The organism is Comamonas sp. A23 (assembly GCF_004522605.1).
Taxonomy (GTDB): Bacteria; Pseudomonadota; Gammaproteobacteria; order Burkholderiales; family Burkholderiaceae_C; genus Comamonas; species Comamonas thiooxydans.
On sequence record NZ_RSDT01000020.1, the window covers coordinates 18,766 to 36,492 of the forward strand.

General features: G+C 61.1%; 13 protein-coding genes and 3 pseudogenes. 3 read left to right on the forward strand and 13 right to left on the reverse strand.

Going from position 1 to position 17,727, the window contains the following annotated elements; all coding sequences use genetic code 11:
• The 6 genes and pseudogenes from iscU to uvrB all read right to left on the reverse strand — a co-directional run bounded on the left by iscU (window position 1) and on the right by uvrB (window position 6,028).
• Window positions 1-396 carry a Fe-S cluster assembly scaffold IscU gene (iscU, locus tag EIC84_RS24665; RefSeq protein WP_003054213.1) on the reverse strand — a complete coding sequence of 132 codons (396 nt, stop codon included), beginning with the start codon at window positions 394-396 and terminating at the stop codon, window positions 1-3.
• A 34-nt stretch (window positions 397-430) separates the two neighbouring features.
• On the reverse strand, window positions 431-1,651 hold the full coding sequence (locus EIC84_RS24670) for an IscS subfamily cysteine desulfurase (protein ID WP_003067577.1): 1,221 nt from the start codon (window positions 1,649-1,651) through the stop codon (window positions 431-433).
• A 173-nt stretch (window positions 1,652-1,824) separates the two neighbouring features.
• A pseudogene (locus EIC84_RS24675) lies at window positions 1,825-2,091 on the reverse strand (DNA-binding protein); the annotation flags it as partial.
• A 551-nt stretch (window positions 2,092-2,642) separates the two neighbouring features.
• Entirely contained in the window at window positions 2,643-3,302 is a 660-nt protein-coding gene (locus EIC84_RS24685; RefSeq protein ID WP_000412211.1) for a type A-1 chloramphenicol O-acetyltransferase, read from the reverse strand.
• Between the two features lie 149 nt (window positions 3,303-3,451).
• A pseudogene (locus EIC84_RS24690) lies at window positions 3,452-3,733 on the reverse strand (Rrf2 family transcriptional regulator); the annotation flags it as partial.
• A gap of 228 nt (window positions 3,734-3,961) precedes the next feature.
• On the reverse strand, window positions 3,962-6,028 hold the full coding sequence (uvrB, locus tag EIC84_RS24695) for an excinuclease ABC subunit UvrB (protein ID WP_003067575.1): 2,067 nt from the start codon (window positions 6,026-6,028) through the stop codon (window positions 3,962-3,964).
• A 175-nt stretch (window positions 6,029-6,203) separates the two neighbouring features.
• Between uvrB and EIC84_RS24700 the strand changes: the two genes are divergently transcribed.
• Window positions 6,204-7,400, forward strand: coding sequence for an amino acid aminotransferase (locus EIC84_RS24700; RefSeq protein WP_003067573.1), 1,197 nt, complete (start codon window positions 6,204-6,206; stop codon window positions 7,398-7,400).
• A gap of 191 nt (window positions 7,401-7,591) precedes the next feature.
• On the opposite strand, the gene ygiD is transcribed toward EIC84_RS24700, so the two are convergent.
• On the reverse strand, window positions 7,592-8,518 hold the full coding sequence (ygiD, locus tag EIC84_RS24705; RefSeq protein ID WP_003067571.1) for a 4,5-DOPA dioxygenase extradiol: 927 nt from the start codon (window positions 8,516-8,518) through the stop codon (window positions 7,592-7,594).
• Between the two features lie 541 nt (window positions 8,519-9,059).
• On the opposite strand from ygiD, the gene EIC84_RS24710 reads away from it, so the two are divergent.
• Complete coding sequence (locus EIC84_RS24710; protein WP_003067569.1) at window positions 9,060-9,953, forward strand: CaiB/BaiF CoA-transferase family protein; 894 nt, start codon at window positions 9,060-9,062, stop codon at window positions 9,951-9,953.
• A 174-nt stretch (window positions 9,954-10,127) separates the two neighbouring features.
• Here the strand turns inward: EIC84_RS24710 and EIC84_RS24715 are convergent, their stop codons facing one another.
• The 4 genes from EIC84_RS24715 to EIC84_RS24730 all read right to left on the reverse strand — a co-directional run bounded on the left by EIC84_RS24715 (window position 10,128) and on the right by EIC84_RS24730 (window position 14,846).
• Complete coding sequence (locus EIC84_RS24715) at window positions 10,128-11,150, reverse strand: aldo/keto reductase (RefSeq protein ID WP_003067568.1); 1,023 nt, start codon at window positions 11,148-11,150, stop codon at window positions 10,128-10,130.
• A gap of 266 nt (window positions 11,151-11,416) precedes the next feature.
• On the reverse strand, window positions 11,417-12,373 hold the full coding sequence (locus EIC84_RS24720) for a 3-hydroxyacyl-CoA dehydrogenase (protein WP_003067567.1): 957 nt from the start codon (window positions 12,371-12,373) through the stop codon (window positions 11,417-11,419).
• Between the two features lie 11 nt (window positions 12,374-12,384).
• Window positions 12,385-13,332, reverse strand: coding sequence for an alpha/beta hydrolase (locus tag EIC84_RS24725; protein ID WP_003067566.1), 948 nt, complete (start codon window positions 13,330-13,332; stop codon window positions 12,385-12,387).
• Window positions 13,333-13,385: 53 nt separating this feature from the next.
• Window positions 13,386-14,846, reverse strand: coding sequence for an NAD(P)/FAD-dependent oxidoreductase (locus tag EIC84_RS24730; protein WP_003067565.1), 1,461 nt, complete (start codon window positions 14,844-14,846; stop codon window positions 13,386-13,388).
• Between the two features lie 230 nt (window positions 14,847-15,076).
• On the opposite strand from EIC84_RS24730, the gene EIC84_RS24735 reads away from it, so the two are divergent.
• Complete coding sequence (locus EIC84_RS24735) at window positions 15,077-16,084, forward strand: AraC family transcriptional regulator (RefSeq protein ID WP_237704485.1); 1,008 nt, start codon at window positions 15,077-15,079, stop codon at window positions 16,082-16,084.
• A 152-nt stretch (window positions 16,085-16,236) separates the two neighbouring features.
• On the opposite strand, the gene EIC84_RS24740 is transcribed toward EIC84_RS24735, so the two are convergent.
• Together EIC84_RS24740 and EIC84_RS24745 are read right to left on the reverse strand one after the other, a co-directional pair.
• Complete coding sequence (locus EIC84_RS24740) at window positions 16,237-17,196, reverse strand: Gfo/Idh/MocA family oxidoreductase (protein ID WP_003067562.1); 960 nt, start codon at window positions 17,194-17,196, stop codon at window positions 16,237-16,239.
• Between the two features lie 91 nt (window positions 17,197-17,287).
• Window positions 17,288-17,727: pseudogene (locus EIC84_RS24745) on the reverse strand (protocatechuate 3,4-dioxygenase); the annotation flags it as partial.

A 17,727-nucleotide genomic window follows, 5' to 3' on the forward strand; every position in this document is an offset into this window, starting at 1 on the left:
TTAGGCTTCCGTCGCCGTGCGCTTTGCGCGGTAGTCGTTCACAGCAGCCTTGATGGCGTCTTCAGCCAGGATGGAGCAATGAACCTTGACCGGTGGCAGCGCCAGTTCTTCGGCGATCTGGCTGTTCTTCAGAGCTGCAGCCTCATCCAGCGTCTTGCCCTTGACCCATTCGGTCACCAGCGAAGACGAGGCGATGGCAGAGCCGCAGCCATAAGTCTTGAAGCGTGCATCTTCGATCACGCCAGTGGCGGGATTGACCTTGATCTGCAGCTTCATCACGTCGCCGCAAGCGGGCGCACCCACCATACCCGTGCCCACGGAGTCATCGCTCTTGTCGAACGAGCCCACGTTGCGGGGATTTTCATAGTGGTCAACAACTTTTTCGGAGTAAGCCATGGTGTCTACCTCTTGAACTCTTTGTAATCTATGCTTAGTGTGCAGCCCATTGAATAGTGCTGAGGTCGATGCCGTCTTTGTACATCTCCCACAGAGGGCTCAGCTCGCGCAGCTTCAGCACGTTTTCGCGGATCGACTTGATCGCGTAGTCAATTTCCTCTTCCGTCGTGAAGCGACCAAAGGTCATGCGCAAGGAGCTGTGTGCCAGCTCATCGCTGCGGCCCAGGGCACGCAGCACATAGCTGGGCTCCAGGCTGGCGGATGTGCAGGCGGAACCCGAGGACACGGCCAGACCCTTGATGCCCATGATCAGCGACTCGCCTTCGACGAAGTTGAAGCTCATGTTCAGGTAATGGGGAACTCCGTTCTCCATATCGCCGTTCACGAACACCTGCTCCAGATCCTTCAGACCGTCGAGCAGACGCTGGCGCAGTGCACGTGCGTGCGCCATATCCTTGGCCATCTCTTCCTTGGCGATGCGGAAGGCTTCGCCCATGCCCACGATCTGGTGGGTTGCCAGCGTGCCGGAACGCATGCCGCGTTCATGACCGCCGCCGTGCATCTGAGCTTCCAGGCGCACGCGCGGCTTGCGGCGCACGTACAGCGCACCGATGCCCTTGGGGCCGTAGGTCTTGTGCGAAGCCAGGCTCATCAGGTCGATGGGCATGGTCTGCATGTTCAGATCCATCTTGCCCGAAGCCTGAGCGGCGTCGACGTGGAAGATGATGCCCTTCTCACGGCACAGAGCGCCAATGGTGTTCAGATCCTGAACCACACCGATCTCGTTGTTCACGGCCATCACGCTGGCGAGGATGGTGTCGGGACGGATCGCGGCCTTGAACACTTCGATGTCCAGCAGACCGTTTTCCTGCACATCCAGATAGCTGACTTCAAAGCCCTGGCGCTCCAGTTCACGCATGGTGTCCAGCACGGCCTTGTGCTCGGTCTTCACGGTGATCAGGTGCTTGCCCTTGCCCTGGTAGAAATGCGCTGCACCCTTGATGGCCAGGTTGTCGGACTCGGTCGCGCCGCTGGTCCAGACGATTTCACGCGGGTCGGCGCCAATCAGATCGGCGACCTGCTTGCGGGCCTTCTCGACGGCTTCTTCGGCTTCCCAGCCCCAGGCATGGCTGCGCGATGCGGCATTGCCAAAATGTTCACGCAGCCAGGGAATCATGGCGTCCGCCACGCGGGGATCCACCGGAGTGGTTGCACCGTAGTCGAGATAAATGGGAAAGTGCGGGGTCATGTCCATGACTGGCTCGTCTTGTTTTTGGCTGACAAATCGTGAGGAATCGATGCACCTTGTGGTGCCATCAGGGCGAAGAAACATGCCGCACAGCCATGCATGCATCCAGGCCCTGACTATCGGAGTCGGGCTTCATGCCGATCTGGTTGCCGCCCGAGCACTGCTCAAGCGGCCCCGGATCAGGATTTCGCGAAGGCGTTACCCAGGGCGAACACCGAGTTCGGTGCGTTCACACGGATGGGCTTGACCACGGGTGCTGTGGAGATGGCGCGGCGCACCACGGGCTTGTCCTCGATCTGGATGCCCTTGGCCAGTTGCTCGTCCACCAGCTTTTGCAGAGTGACGGAGTCCAGGAATTCCACCATGCGCTGATTCAGTGCAGCCCACAGCTCATGGGTCATGCAGCGGCCGGCTTCGCCCAGACAGTTTTCCTTGCCACCGCACCTGTCTCTTATACACATCTCAACCATCATCGATGAATTCGAGCTCGGTACCCCCCCATGTCAGCCGTTAAGTGTTCCTGTGTCACTCAAAATTGCTTTGAGAGGCTCTAAGGGCTTCTCAGTGCGTTACATCCCTGGCTTGTTGTCCACAACCGTTAAACCTTAAAAGCTTTAAAAGCCTTATATATTCTTTTTTTTCTTATAAAACTTAAAACCTTAGAGGCTATTTAAGTTGCTGATTTATATTAATTTTATTGTTCAAACATGAGAGCTTAGTACGTGAAACATGAGAGCTTAGTACGTTAGCCATGAGAGCTTAGTACGTTAGCCATGAGGGTTTAGTTCGTTAAACATGAGAGCTTAGTACGTTAAACATGAGAGCTTAGTACGTGAAACATGAGAGCTTAGTACGTACTATCAACAGGTTGAACTGCTGATCTTCAGATCCTCTACGCCGGACGCATCGTGGCCGGGGTTCGAAATCGATGAGCTCTTACACTTATTCAGGCGTAGCAACCAGGCGTTTAAGGGCACCAATAACTGCCTTAAAAAAATTACGCCCCGCCCTGCCACTCATCGCAGTACTGTTGTAATTCATTAAGCATTCTGCCGACATGGAAGCCATCACAAACGGCATGATGAACCTGAATCGCCAGCGGCATCAGCACCTTGTCGCCTTGCGTATAATATTTGCCCATGGTGAAAACGGGGGCGAAGAAGTTGTCCATATTGGCCACGTTTAAATCAAAACTGGTGAAACTCACCCAGGGATTGGCTGAGACGAAAAACATATTCTCAATAAACCCTTTAGGGAAATAGGCCAGGTTTTCACCGTAACACGCCACATCTTGCGAATATATGTGTAGAAACTGCCGGAAATCGTCGTGGTATTCACTCCAGAGCGATGAAAACGTTTCAGTTTGCTCATGGAAAACGGTGTAACAAGGGTGAACACTATCCCATATCACCAGCTCACCGTCTTTCATTGCCATACGGAACTCCGGATGAGCATTCATCAGGCGGGCAAGAATGTGAATAAAGGCCGGATAAAACTTGTGCTTATTTTTCTTTACGGTCTTTAAAAAGGCCGTAATATCCAGCTGAACGGTCTGGTTATAGGTACATTGAGCAACTGACTGAAATGCCTCAAAATGTTCTTTACGATGCCATTGGGATATATCAACGGTGGTATATCCAGTGATTTTTTTCTCCATTTTAGCTTCCTTAGCTCCTGAAAATCTCGATAACTCAAAAAATACGCCCGGTAGTGATCTTATTTCAAGAGCTCTTAATTAATTTAAATCTAGACTAGTGTCGACCTGCAGGCATGCAAGCTTCAGGGTTGAGATGTGTATAAGAGACAGCCACCGCACTGGGTCGCATCAATAGGTTCATCCACCGAGACGATGATGTCAGCCACGGTGATGTCCGTTGCCTTACGGGCCAGCGTGTAGCCGCCACCGGGGCCACGGGTGGATTCCACCAGTTCGTGGCGACGCAGCTTGCCAAACAACTGTTCCAGATAGGACAGCGAAATCTGCTGACGCTGGCTGATGGCAGCCAGGGTCACAGGGCCATTGTTCTGGCGCAGTGCCAGGTCGATCATCGCGGTGACCGCAAAGCGGCCTTTGGTCGTAAGACGCATACGAGCTCCTTCAGTCAGGATTGTTCGTTACAGAAACGCACGCCCGGTCACAGTACCTAGACGAGCACAGTCTCCGCCCTTACTCCGTCCTGTGATTAGGTTCAGAGCCCTTCTGTGAGGGAAGTTTGTTGTTGAGTGTTTGAGGCGAGTATATCACATTCCCCATCAATTTTGTCGGGTAACAGCGTGCACTCACCTAATAACCCCGAGATTTGCGAAGAAATATTCCTACGGCGCCGCCCCGAACAATTGCTGTTTGAGAAGTGAAAGCTGGTCTCGCACACGCGCTGCCTGCTCGAATTCCAGGTTCCTCGCGTGCTCCAGCATTTGCTTCTCCAGACGCTTGATCTCCTTGGCGATGTCTTTCTCCGACATATCCTCGACACGTGCCTGTTGTAGTGCCTGCTCCTGCAGACGTTCGGCCTCTTTGCCGCTTTTTTCGCTGTAAACGCCATCAATCAGGTCTTTCACCCTCTTGACAATCTGTTTTGGCACGATTCCGTTGGCTTCGTTGAAAGCCATCTGTTTTTCGCGGCGTCTTTCGGTTTCGCCGATGGCTTTCTTCATGGACTCCGTGATGCGGTCCGCGTACAGAATCGCCTTGCCGTTGACGTTGCGCGCCGCACGACCGATGGTCTGGATCAGGCTGCGTTCGGCACGCAGAAAACCTTCCTTGTCGGCATCCAGAATCGCCACCAGCGAGACCTCGGGAATATCCAGGCCTTCGCGCAGCAGGTTGATGCCGACCAGCACATCGAAGGCTCCCAGACGCAGGTCGCGGATGATTTCCACGCGCTCCACCGTATCCACGTCGGAGTGCAGATAGCGCACCTTCACGCCGTTGTCGGTCAGGTATTCGGTCAGCTGCTCGGCCATGCGCTTGGTCAGCGTGGTGATGAGCACGCGCTCCTCCAGCTCCACGCGCTGGCGGATCTCCTGCAGCACGTCATCCACCTGATGGATGGCCGGCCGCACTTCGATTTCGGGATCGACCAGGCCCGTGGGGCGCACCACCTGCTCCACCACCTGCCCGGCATGAGTCTTTTCATATTCGGCGGGCGTGGCCGAGACAAACACGACCTGGCGCATGCGCTGCTCGAACTCCTCGAACTTGAGCGGGCGGTTATCCAGCGCCGACGGCAGGCGAAAGCCATACTCCACCAGCGTGGTCTTGCGCGCCCGGTCGCCGTTGTACATGGCGTTGAGCTGGCCGATCATCTGATGGCTCTCATCGAGGAACATGATGGCGTCGCGCGGCAGATAGTCGGTCAGCGTGCTGGGCGGATCGCCGGGCTGGGAGGCCGAGAGATGGCGGGTGTAGTTCTCGATACCCTTGCAGTGCCCCACTTCGCTGAGCATTTCCAGATCGAAGCGCGTGCGCTGCTCCAGGCGCTGCGCCTCCACCAGCTTGCCCATGCCCACGAGTTGCTTGAGGCGCTCGGCCAGCTCTTCCTTGATGGTCTCCACGGCCGCCAGCACCTTGTCGCGCGGCGTCACATAGTGGCTGCCGGGATAGATGGTGAAGCGCGGAATGTTCTGGCGCACCCGGCCCGTGAGCGGGTCGAACAGTTGCAGGCTCTCCACCTCGTCGTCGAACAGCTCGATGCGCACGGCCAGCTCCGAATGCTCGGCCGGAAACACGTCGATGGTGTCGCCGCGCACGCGGAAGGTGCCGCGCGAGAAGTCCTGGTCATTGCGCTGGTACTGCATGCGGATCAGCTGCGCGATCGCGTCGCGCTGGTTGAGCGTGTCGCCCGCGCGCAGCGTCATGATCATGCGGTGGTAGCTCTCGGGCTCGCCGATGCCGTAGATGGCCGAGACGGTGGCCACGATCACCACATCGCGCCGCTCCATGATGCTCTTGGTGCAGGACAGGCGCATCTGCTCGATGTGCTCGTTGATGGCGCTGTCCTTTTCGATGAACAGGTCGCGCTGAGGCACATAGGCTTCGGGCTGGTAGTAGTCGTAGTAGCTGACGAAGTACTCGACCGCGTTTTTCGGGAAAAACTCCCTGAACTCCGAGTACAGCTGTGCCGCCAGCGTCTTGTTGGGCGCAAACACGATGGCGGGCTTGCCCAGACGCGCGATCACGTTGGCCATGGTGAAGGTCTTGCCCGAGCCAGTCACGCCCAGCAACGTCTGGAAGGACTCGCCGTCATTGACGCCCTCGACCAGTTTTTCGATAGCCGCAGGCTGATCGCCCGCCGGTGGATAGGGCTGGAACAGCTCGAACGGCGAGTCCGGGTATTGCACGAAACGGCCTTGCGGCTCGGCATTCATATTTTGTTCTTGCATGATCTCATGTCCATGACGCATAGGGTAAGCGCGGAGTAGAATGGCAGCCCAACCCTCAAGCCTAACCTAGGCTGATGCGTTTTTTCGAGCACCGGGCAATGCCCTGCCCGTCTAACGCGCTCGGAGCAGTAGCTGGGGGTGACCTGACTTATTTCCATCCCTCAAGGATTTTTTCATGTCTCTGTTTACCGCCGTCGAAATGGCCCCCCGCGACCCCATCCTGGGTCTGAACGAGCAATTCAACGCTGACTCCAACCCCAACAAAGTGAACCTGGGCGTGGGCGTGTACTTCGACGACAACGGCAAGCTGCCCCTGCTGGAGTGCGTGCAGGCCGCCGAGAAGGCCATGATGGAAAAGCCCACCGCCCGCGGCTATCTGCCCATCGACGGTATTGCCGCCTATGACAACGGCGTCAAGGCCCTGGTGTTCGGTGCCGAGTCCGACGTGGTCAAGTCCGGCCGCGTTGCCACCGTGCAAGCCATCGGCGGCACCGGCGGCCTGAAGATCGGCGCCGACTTCCTCAAGAAGCTCAACCCCAACGCCAAGGTCCTGATCTCCAACCCCAGCTGGGAAAACCACAAGGCCATCTTCACCAACGCTGGTTTTGAAGTCGGCACCTACGCTTACTACGATGCAGCCACCCGCTCCATCGACTTCGCCGGCATGCTGGCCGACCTGAACGCTGCCGCTGCCGGCACCGTGGTCGTGCTGCACGCCTGCTGCCACAACCCCACCGGCTACGACATCACCGCCGCTCAGTGGGATGAAGTGATCGCCGTCGTCAAGGCCAAGGGCCTGGTCGCCTTCCTGGACATGGCCTACCAGGGCTTTGGCCACGGCATCGCCGAAGACGGCGCCGTGATCGGCAAGTTCGTGGCTGCCGGCCTGAACATCTTTGTCTCGACTTCCTTCTCCAAGAGCTTCAGCCTGTACGGCGAGCGCGTGGGCGCCCTGTCCGTGGTGGCCTCCGACAAGGAAGAAGCCGCTCGCGTGCTGTCGCAGCTGAAGATCGTCATCCGCACCAACTACTCCAACCCTCCCACACATGGCGGCGCCGTCGTGGCAGCCGTGCTGAACAACCCCGAGCTGCACGCTCTGTGGGAAAAGGAGCTGGGCGAGATGCGCGTGCGCATCAAGGCCATGCGCCAGAAGCTGGTCGACGGCCTGAAGGCTGCCGGCGTGACCCAGGACATGTCCTTCATCACCACCCAGATCGGCATGTTCTCGTACTCCGGCCTGTCCAAGGACCAGATGGTGCGCCTGCGCTCCGAGTTCGGCGTGTACGGCACCGACACCGGTCGCATGTGCGTGGCTGCGCTGAACAGCAAGAACATCGACTATGTCTGCAAGGCCATCGCCGCCGTGATCTAAGCTCACGATTCAGGGCCTGGTTCCTGAAAACCAAAGAGCAACGGATGAAAAGTCCGTTGCTCTTTTTTTATGGCCGTTTTAGTGTCTACCTATTAATTGATAGCTGCCAGCGATTTCCCCATATTGTTTTCAGGCAGAAAATCATCTGAAAGCCTTGTAAATCAATCGCATCAAGCTATCAAAATCATAATTCAGGCGTTCAATCCCCAGATGGCCGAGCGCATGGACAGTGCCGCATACTGGTAGGCCGTGTTGAACACGCGCGGCGCTTCGCCCTCCTGCACGGCCCCTGCCGCATACAGCAGAGGCAGATAGTGGTCGTGCGTGGGATGGGCCAGACGGGCCTGTGGCCCCCAGTCCAGAAAGGTGCTCAGATCCGCCAGATTGCCGCTGTCCAGACGCTGCTGCACTTCGGTGTCGAACTGTATCGTCCAGTCATAGGCCTGGTTGTCGCTGGCACCGCGCTGCATGGCGCGCAGGTTGTGCACGATATTGCCGCTGCCCACGATGAGCACGCCGCGGTCGCGCAGCGCGCGCAGCTGGCGGCCCATCTCGAAATGCTTTTCGGGCGCCAGTCCATAGGGCATGCTCAGCTGCATGACGGGAATGCTGGCCTCGGGAAACATGGGCAGCAACACCGACCAGGTGCCATGGTCAAAACCCCATTTCTGGTCCAGCAGCAAGGCCGATCCGTCCAGCGGCGAATGCAGCTCGGCCGCCAGCTGTCTGGCCACCTCTGGCGCGCCGGGCGCCGGATATTGCTGGTCGAACAGCTCTTGCGGAAAGCCGCCGAAGTCATGAATCGTGCGCGGCTGGGCCATGCCGGTCAGCGCCCAGTCGGACTCGGTCAGCCAGTGGGCCGAGACGCAGAGAATCAGCTGCGGCGCAATGCCCTTGGCCGTCAGCTCCTGGCCCAGCGCCTTCCAGCTCTGGCGCCAGTGCGTGTCCTCGATCACATTCATGGGACTGCCGTGGCCGAGAAACATCACCGGCATGCGCGGCGAAGGCTTGAGCTGCTGCAGCAGTTGCTCGGGCAACAAGGAAGAAGAAGTGGAGTTCATTGAAAAAGCCTTCCAGCCCCCGCCGGCGGCCAGCACGGAGGCTGCGCCCAGGGACAAAAGCGTACGTCTACGCATCTCGGTCAATCGAACACGCCCCTAGGGGCGTTTTATAGAACATGTTTACGATCTCCTCGCGCCGCGACAGAGGCTTTGCGGGATGGGATGCTAGGCGCGATACCGCAGCAATAGCCGTGCTATTGCGAGGATTCGCAACGCCGCAGACTGCCCGCAAAGACACTGTCCCGGAGGGTTGGAGCGAAATCGGGCGATTTCTGTGCGCTGTCTCTTGCTTGCACCCCAGTGCAAGCGGCGGGCCATCGCTTCGAACTCATCCCGATTGCGCTCCAACGCGGCTGCGTAGAGATCGTAAACACGTTCTTAGATAGGACAAGCTTGCCACAGCGCAACAGCGCCTGAAAGCACCGCCACCGCAACAGACTGTCCTGAAAGTGCCAGGGTCAGGGCCCGGCTTGCACTACAACAGCAGTTGCACAAGCACGACTTACGCAAATCAGACTCAAGCAAGGGCTTCGCTTCAAGGAAACCATCCTGATGCCACCCTGGCTTGCACAAGTCCAGACAAGGAAGACTCCCACTCATGCCAAGCACCGCCATTCAACCCCTGCAAGGAATTCGCATACTCAGCCTGGCTCTGAACCTGCCCGGCCCCGCCGCACTGTGGCGCTGCGCCGGCATGGGAGCCGATTGCCGCAAGCTCGAGCCTCTGGCACCCGGCGCAGGCCGCAGCGCCGACCCCATGGGCCTCTACTGCCCAGATGCCTACGCGCAGATGCATGACAAGGTGCAAACCCTGCAGGCCGATCTCAAGACCGCCGAAGGCCAGGCCAGTCTGCATGAGCAACTGGCTCAAACCGATGTGCTGCTGACCTCGTTCCGGCCCTCGGCACTGAGCAAGCTGGGCCTGGGCTGGGAAGCCCTGCAGCAGCGCTACCCCCGACTGTCGCTGGTGCGCGTGGTCGGCAGCGCGGGCGAACTGGCCGATGTCCCCGGTCACGACCTCACCTATCAGGCCGAAGCGGGCCTCGTGCACAGCACCGCCCTGCCCCCCAGCCTGTTTGCCGATATGGCGGGGGCGCTGATGGCCAGCGAGGCCGTACTCCAGGCCGTGCTCGTCAGCAGCCGCAGCGGGCACGGCATAGTGCGCGAGGTCGGCCTGGCCCAGGCCGCCCAATGGCTGGCCCTGCCCTGGCACTGGGGCCTGACCCAGCCCGCAGGCGATGTCGGCGGCGCCCATGCGGGCTACCGCATCTATCCCTGTGCCGACGGCATCGTGGCCGTGGCCGCGCTGGAGCCCCACTTTGCACAGCGCCTGTGCGAAGCGGCGGACCTGCTGTTCAGCCACCCAACCGATATGCGTAAGCCAGAGATCCATCAGGGCGTGGCCCGGTTTCTGGCCGCACGCAGCTGCGCTGAGCTGATGCAGCTGGCCCAGGACAGGGACATTCCACTGCACGCCCTGCCCCAAACCTGAAGCAAACCAGAACCTGTTTACGCTCCCCCTCCGCGCCAGGGCCTTCGCGGGATGGAATGCTAGGGGGCGGCCCCCCGCGCGCGATACCGCAGCAATAGTGGTGCTATTGCGAGGATTTGCGCGGCCGGCGAGGCAACGCCGCAGACCGCCCCTGACCGGGCGTCCGCAAAGGCACTAGCCTGGGCGCTTTTCAAACGCGTATTTCTCGGTATCGACCTCGCCCTGGCCTTGCAGCGCATAGCGGTCGCCGGCAATGGCTTCGGGCTTGAAGATGTCATCGAGCTCGGCCAGCAGCTCGGCGTCGAGATGGACGCGGCCGCCGCGAATGTCTTCGTGCAGATGCTCCACGCTGGTGGTGCCGGGCAAGGCAATCACATGCTCGCCCTGGTGCAGCACCCAGGCGATGGCCAGCTCGGCCAGCGTGCAGCCGGCCTTTTCCGCCACGGCCTGCATGGGCGCCAGCAGGCGCAGATTCTGCGCATAGGCCTCGCCAGCAAAGCGCGGCATGGAGGCGCGGATATCGCCCTTGACCAGGTTGTCCACCTGCTGCAGCTTGCCGCTGAAGAAAGCGCGCCCCATGGGGCTGAAGGCCACATAGGCAATGCCCAGCTCCTTGCAGGCGGCGAGCGTGCCCAGCTCTGCATTGCGCGACCACAGCGAATATTCGCTTTGCAGCGCGGCAATCGGGTGCTCCTTGTGCGCGCGGCGCAGCGCATCGGACCCCACTTCCGACAGGCCCAGAGCGCGAACCTTGCCCTCTTCCTTCAGGCGTGCCATCTCGCCCACCGACTCCTCGATGGGCACGTTCTTATCCCAGCGATGCAGATAGTAGAGATCGATCACATCAGTGCCCAGGCGCTTGAGACTGTCTTCGCAGTTCTGGCGCAGGGTTTTGGGACGACCGTCGATGACGCGGCGCATCACGCCGTCTTCGCCGCGCACGCCGGCCATGCCGCATTTGCTGGCCAGGGTGATGTGGTTGCGATGAGGCTTGAGCACAGGGCCGATCAGCGATTCGCTGGCGCCAAAACCATAGAGCGCGGCAGTGTCGAACAGCGTAACGCCCGCGTCCAGTGCCGCATGCAGCACGGCGTGCGACTGCTCGGTAGAGACGGGGTTGCCGTAGGCATGGCAGAAGTTCATGCAGCCCAGCGCGACATTGGCGACGCTGAATGGGCCGACTTTGCGGTTTTCCATTAACTTTCCTTATGCATCCAAAGGCCTTCAACCGAACCAAGCGCGGTCGCAGGCCGCTATACAAGCTGGAGCAATATTATTCCAGCAGCAGCCTTCCGGTTCGTCGATGGCCGATGCCAAGCCAAAATAATGTCCGCATCAAAATCTGTGCTCGTCAGGTGCCTGCCCGGCACTGCCTCACTGCCTCACTGCCTCACTGCCTCACTGCCTCACTGCAGCACCAGGCACAGAGGCAAGGCCGCATGCGCCATCTGTGCACCAGGGGCTCAGGCTCTTGAAGTACAGCGATCGACGATGTCGGATAGCTGCGACAGCGCCGGCACTGCCAGAAAGTCCGCTGCTGCATAAGCCGGATTCGGGTAGTCGTAATAGCCCTTGCCCGCCAGCATGCCGGTACGGCCCTTGTCCATCAACCGGGTCTTGACGTATTCGGCATTGGCTAGCTGCTGCGCATCGCCCTGCAGCCGGCCCCAGTAGGAAGATACGTCGTAGCAAGTCTTCATGCCCACAATGTCCATCATGCCGAACGGCCCCATGCGGGCACCGCGGTTGGCAATCAGGAAAGTGCGGTCCACGTCCTCGGGCGTGGCGATGCCCTGGGTCACCAGCGTCTGGGCCGCCTTGAGCAGTGCGGGGAACCAGGTGTTGATGACATAGCCGTTGTGCTCCACGGCGATGGGAATCGGCACCATGCCTGTCTCGATGCCAAAGCGGGTGACGGTCTCCAGCGTGGCCCGGGCCGTCGCCGCGTGCGGCATGATTTCCACGACATTGGCCGACCAGATGTAGTTGGCGTAGTGCAGCGCGCAGAACTTTTCGGGCCGGCCCGTGGCCGCCGCGAAATCGCTGGGCAAAAAGGTGGACGAATTGGTAGCGACCACGGTGTGGGCCTGAAGCAGCGGCGCCATCTGCTGGTAGACACCGGTCTTGACATCCGGGATCTCCGGCACGGCCTCGATGACCAGATCGGCCTTGGCCACAGCCCGGGCCATGTCCGTGCCAAAGCTCAGGCGCTGCCGCGTGGCCTCGATGTCGGCCTCGCTGGCACCAAGTTCCGTCAGATAGATGGCTGCGTAGTGCGCCTGTGCGGCGCGGCAGCGCTCCAGCGCATCTTCCGAGATGTCGTAGACGGCAACGGTTTTGCCCTTGAACGCGCTGTGCCAGGCGATCTGACCGCCCAGCACGCCCGAACCGAGGACGGTGAGGTGATTCACATGGGTCATCGCGGGCCTCCTCAGTGGGTTCTCGTTTTGAGCAGCGCAGCAAAGCGCTCGATGCTGTGCGTGATGATGGCCTGCGCGCCCGGCGACCAGCGGCCCATGTCGAAGAAGCCGTGGATCATTCCCGCACCTTCAATCAGCTCGGCCTGGCCGCCCGCAGCACGCAGCGCCTGGGCATAGGCCGCGCCCTGATCACGCAGCGGATCGAACTCGGCATTCACGATCACGGCGGGCGGCAGGTTTGCCAGGCTCTTGGCCTGCAGCGGCGCCAGGCGCGGATCCAGCGCATCAGGGCAGGTGCCGGCGTAATGGTTGTAGAACCAGGCCATGGTCTCGGCCTCCAGGAAATAGCCCTTGGCGTTCTCCTCGGCGCTGGCGTACTCCGCGGCGGCATGGTCTACCGCGGGGTAGATGAGGAATTGCGCAGCCAGGGCAATGCCCGCATCGCGCAGCTGCTGCGCCACCACGGCGCAGAAGTTGCCGCCGGCGCTGTCGCCGGCCACGGCCACGGTGGCGCTGCCCCCCAGCTCATGCGCATTGGCGACCACCCATTTGGCGGCGGCGAAGGCGTCCTCTATGCCTGCGGGGAAGGGATGCTCGGGGGCAAGCCGGTAGTCCACCGACACCACCACGGCCCGCGCGCCACGGCAGATCTCGCGGCACATATTGTCATGCGTGTCCAGGTTGCCGATGACATAGCCTCCGCCGTGGAAATAGGCCACGGTGGGAAAAGGCCCGGCGCCTTCGGGCCGATAGATGCGCGCGGCCACAGGGCCTGCGCCGCCGGGCACGGTGATGTCCTGAACGCTGGCCACGGGCACGATCTGCTGCGGTGTGAGCGAGCCACGGGTCAGCGCCAGATAGCCGGCACGGCCTTCTTCGGGCGTGCCGTCTGCGGTGGCTTTCCTGTTGGCAGCGGCCAGTTGCTGCAGGACGCCGGCCAGATGGGGATCGAGAGCCATGGGTGAAGTCTCCTGTCGTTATAAAGAGTGAGGGAACGGATACGGGGGCGGACCTAGCGATAGGCCAAGGCAGCGTCCTGCAGCGATGCGGCAGACAGAACCACGCGCTCTTCGGCGTATTCCAGGTCATGCCTCCAGGGCTGGCGGTCGCCCTGGCCGAACATGGCATCCTGCGCACGCAGCACATAGCCAGCGTTGAAGTTGTCGGCCTCTATCCATGACAGGCGCTGCATGCCGGCATCGGCTGCAGCCACGGTGGGCCGCACCTCGGCATGGCCTTGCTCGTGCATATGGGCAAGCAGGCGGCACACCCAGTCGCACACCAGGTCGCAGCGCAGCGTCCAGCTGGAGCGGAAGTAGCCCTGGGTGTAGGCCATATTGGGCACGCCCTCGATCATCACGCCCCGGTAGGAGATGCGCTCGCGAAAATCCACCGGCGCGCCATCCACGCTGAACGCAATGCCGCCGAAAAGCTTGAGATTGAAGCCTGTGGCAGTAACGATGATGTCGGCGTCCAGATGCCCGCCGCCGGTCAGCTGGATGCCGCTGGCGTCGAAGTTCTCTATGGTGTCCGTCACCACCGAGGCCTTGCCCTCTCGCATGGCCTGGAAGAAGTCGCCGTTGGGCACCACGGCAATGCGCTGCTGCCAGGGGCGGTAGCTGGGGTTGAAGTGCCTGTCGATGTCAAAGCCCTCGGGCAGATGGGAGCGGATCTCGCCAAGCAGGAAAGCGCGCATCGCTTCGGGGTGTTGCCTCGAGGTCTGCACGATCTCGTCGGTGCGCGCGATGAAGGCGCGGCGCATGATCTCGTGGTACCAGTCCTCGGGCAGGTTCAAAGGCTTGAGCAGCGGCACCAGCGGATGCTCGGACGCGGGCAGGAAAAAGGTGGGCGAGCGCTGCAGCATGGTCACATGGCCCGCATCCGGCGCCAGGCTGGGAATCAGCGTGACCGCCGTGGCACCCGAGCCTATGACCACGATGCGCTTGCCCGTGTAATCCAGGTCCTGCGGCCAGTGCTGCGGGTGAATGACTTGGCCCTTGAAGTCCTTGAGCGTCGGCCACTCTGGCGTATAGCCCTGGCCGTGGTCGTAATAGCCGGCGCAGACCCAGAGAAAACCGGTGGTAAAGGTCTGCACCTCGTCCGAGCCGCTGTGGGTGACTTCCAGTGTCCAGAGCCTGTCTTCACAGGACCATCGGGCCGATTGCACCTTGTGGCCGTAGCGGATCAGCGGGGCCAGATCGTTCTCCTCAATGGTCTCGGCCAGGTAGTGGCGAATCTCGTCCGCCGTGGCGATGGCATTGCCCGTCCAGGGCTTGAAGCCATAGCCATAGGTGAACAGGTCGCTGTCCGAGCGCGCGCCCGGGTAACGGTGCGTCCACCAGGTGCCGCCGAAGCCGTCCATGGCTTCGAGGATGGCCAGGCTGCGGTCCGCGAACTGCTCGCGCAGATGACGGGCCGCACCAATGCCGGAAATACCGGCGCCGATGATGAGAAAGTCAAAATGCTGTGCCATACCGGGTGTCTCCTGCTTGTCTGCTGGGGCGTGAGCCGACAGGAATGAGCAGGGATCACGGCCTTGAGGTGAAGCTCCAGCCTGGGCCCGACTTGCGTCAATCGTGTCTGTCACGCAGCCATGCTAGGTCTAGCCCTCTGGCAAAACTTGTGTTTGCGCGACAGGATTTTGATGTTGAACGACATGCAGTACATACCCCGATGCCAGCCAAACACGCTGATTCCGCCGTCATGACCAGTGTCCGCGCCGCCTCGCTCGCGGGCTTTGAGGAACTGGTGCGCGCACAGGGCGGCGACCCCGCCGCCATCCTGCGCGCCTGCGGCCTGGTGCCGGAAGATCTGGCCGACCCCGAGCGCTACCTGCCCAGTCACGCCGTGGCCCTGGCCATAGAGGAAGCCGCCTGCGTGCTGGGCGTGCAGGATTTCGGGCTGCGCCTGTGTGCGCAGCAAGGTGTCGAAACCCTGGGCCTGCTGGGACTGGTCATACAGTCCGCGCCCACCGTACGCGAGGGCATGATGCAGGGCGGCAAGTATGTCCACTTCCACAACCCCACCCTGAGCTACAGAACCTTCATGGCGCCCGACGAGGGGCTGGAATGCGTGGAAGTGCTTTCGCGCCTACCCTCCCAAGCCCACATGCCCCAGGGTACGGAAATCTGCGTGGCCTATATGTGCCGCCTGATCCATGTGCTGTCCGAAGGCGCACTGCGCCCTGCGGCCATCCATCTGCGCCATGCCCCCGTGGGCAGCAGCGCGCAATACCGGCGGCACCTGGGTCAGTTGCCGCGCTTTCGCTCCAGCTTTGACGGCATTGCCGTCGACCCGCTGGCCTGGCGTCAGCCCATGCCTAGACACAACCGGCTGCTGCAGCAGTTTGTCGAACGTTTCTTGTTGGGAGCAGCGCCGGGCAGAGATACCGGCGTGACAGACCAGGTGCGCAACGCGCTGGCTAATCTGGTTCGCATGGGCATGGCCGACCTGCCCTCGGTGGCGCGCGCCCTGAGCCAGCACCCGCGCACCCTCCAGCGACGCCTGCAGGCGGAAGGCGCAGCCTTCGAAGAGCTGCGCGATAGCGCGCGCAAGACCTGGGTGGCCCAATTGCTTGCGCAGCCCGACCTGAGCCTGGGCCATATCGCGCAACTGCTGGGGTATTCAGACCAGGCCGTGCTCACCCGAGCGTGCCAGCGCTGGTTTGGCCAATCTCCCCGTCAACTGCGCCATCGTTCCTGGGAAGGATAGCCTCGGTATAGGTTCTGGATTCGGCCACACAAGAATGCGACTACGACCTCCTCGCGCAGCGACAGAGACTTTGCGCAATGAAACAAGCCCCCGCAGCCACAGGCTGCGGGGGCTTTCGTGCGGAGATGCGCCAGGCAATCAGTCCGCGCTGATCAATCCGCGTTCAGTTGCTGCTCCAGGTCGTGCAAGACCTTGTAGCAGTTGAACACCTGCTGCACGCTGGAGTTGGGTTCGCGGCCTTCGCGGATGGCTGCGAAGAATTCGCGGTCCTGCAGCTCGATGCCGTTCATGGAGACATCGACCTGGGACACGTCGATCTTCTCGTCCTTGCCGGTGTACAGATCGTCGTAGCGCGCAAGGTAGGTGCCGGTGTCGCCGATGTAGCGGAAGAAAGTGCCCAGAGGGCCGTCGTTGTTGAACGACAGGCTCAGCGTGCAGATCGCGCCGTTGGCGGCCTTGAGCTGGATGCTCATGTCCATGGCGATGCCCAGATCCTTGTGGATGGGGCCTTGCACGGCGTTGGCCTTGACGATGGGGCTGCCGGCCTGGTAGGCGAACAGGTCCACGGTGTGGGCAGCATGGTGCCACAGCAGGTGGTCTGTCCAGCTGCGGGCCTGGCCCAGCGCATTCATATTGGTGCGGCGGAAGAAGTAGGTCTGCACATCCATCTGCTGGATGTTGAACTCGCCGGCTGCTATCTTCTTGTGCACCCACTGGTGGCTGGGGTTGAAGCGGCGGGTATGGCCCACCATGGCCACCAGACCGGTCTGCTTTTGCAGCTCGGCCACTTCCTGGGCGTCCTTCAGGGCATCGGCCAGAGGGATCTCGACCTGCACATGCTTGCCGGCCTTCATGCAGGCGATGGCTTGCTCGGCGTGCATCTGCGTGGGCGTGCACAGGATCACGGCATCGACTTCGGGCAGCGCCAGGCTTTCGGCCAGATCGGTTGCCACGTGCTTGATGCCGTATTTGTCGGCCACTTCCTTGGTCTGGTCAAAACGGCGACCGACCAGGGAGACGACTTCCACGCCGTCGATGTTCTTGATGCCGTCCAGGTGCTTGATGCCGAAGGCACCTGCGCCAGCCAGCGCTACTTTGATGGTCTTGCTCATGATTGGGATCTCCGTAGAGCCGCCTCAAGGAGGCGAAGCCCCCCCCACAGGGGGGCAGTGAATACGCGAAGCAGCGAACGTAGTGAAACGTTTACTGATTCTCGAGGATCAGATGGCCCACTGCGGTGTTCGATGCGGGCACATGATAGAAGCGGTGCGCCACCTTGGGCAGCGGTGCGGGGCCGTCCACATCAGACATGGCGCCGCGCGCGATCAGCCACATCACCAGCTCGATGCCTTCCGAGCCGGCTTCGCGCACGTAGTCGATATGTGGCATCTGCGCCAGACCGTGGGGGTTCTCGACCAGCAGGTCCAGGAACTGGTTGTCCCATTCCTTGTTGATCAGGCCAGCGCGCGCACCCTGCAACTGGTGGCTCATGCCGCCCGTGCCCCAGATATGCACATTGATGTCCTGGTCGTAGCTCTCCACGGCCTTGCGGATGGCGCGGCCCAGGTTGAAGCAGCGCTGGCCGGTGGGCACGGGATACTGCACCACGTTCACGGCGAAGGGGATCACCGGGCAGGGCCAGG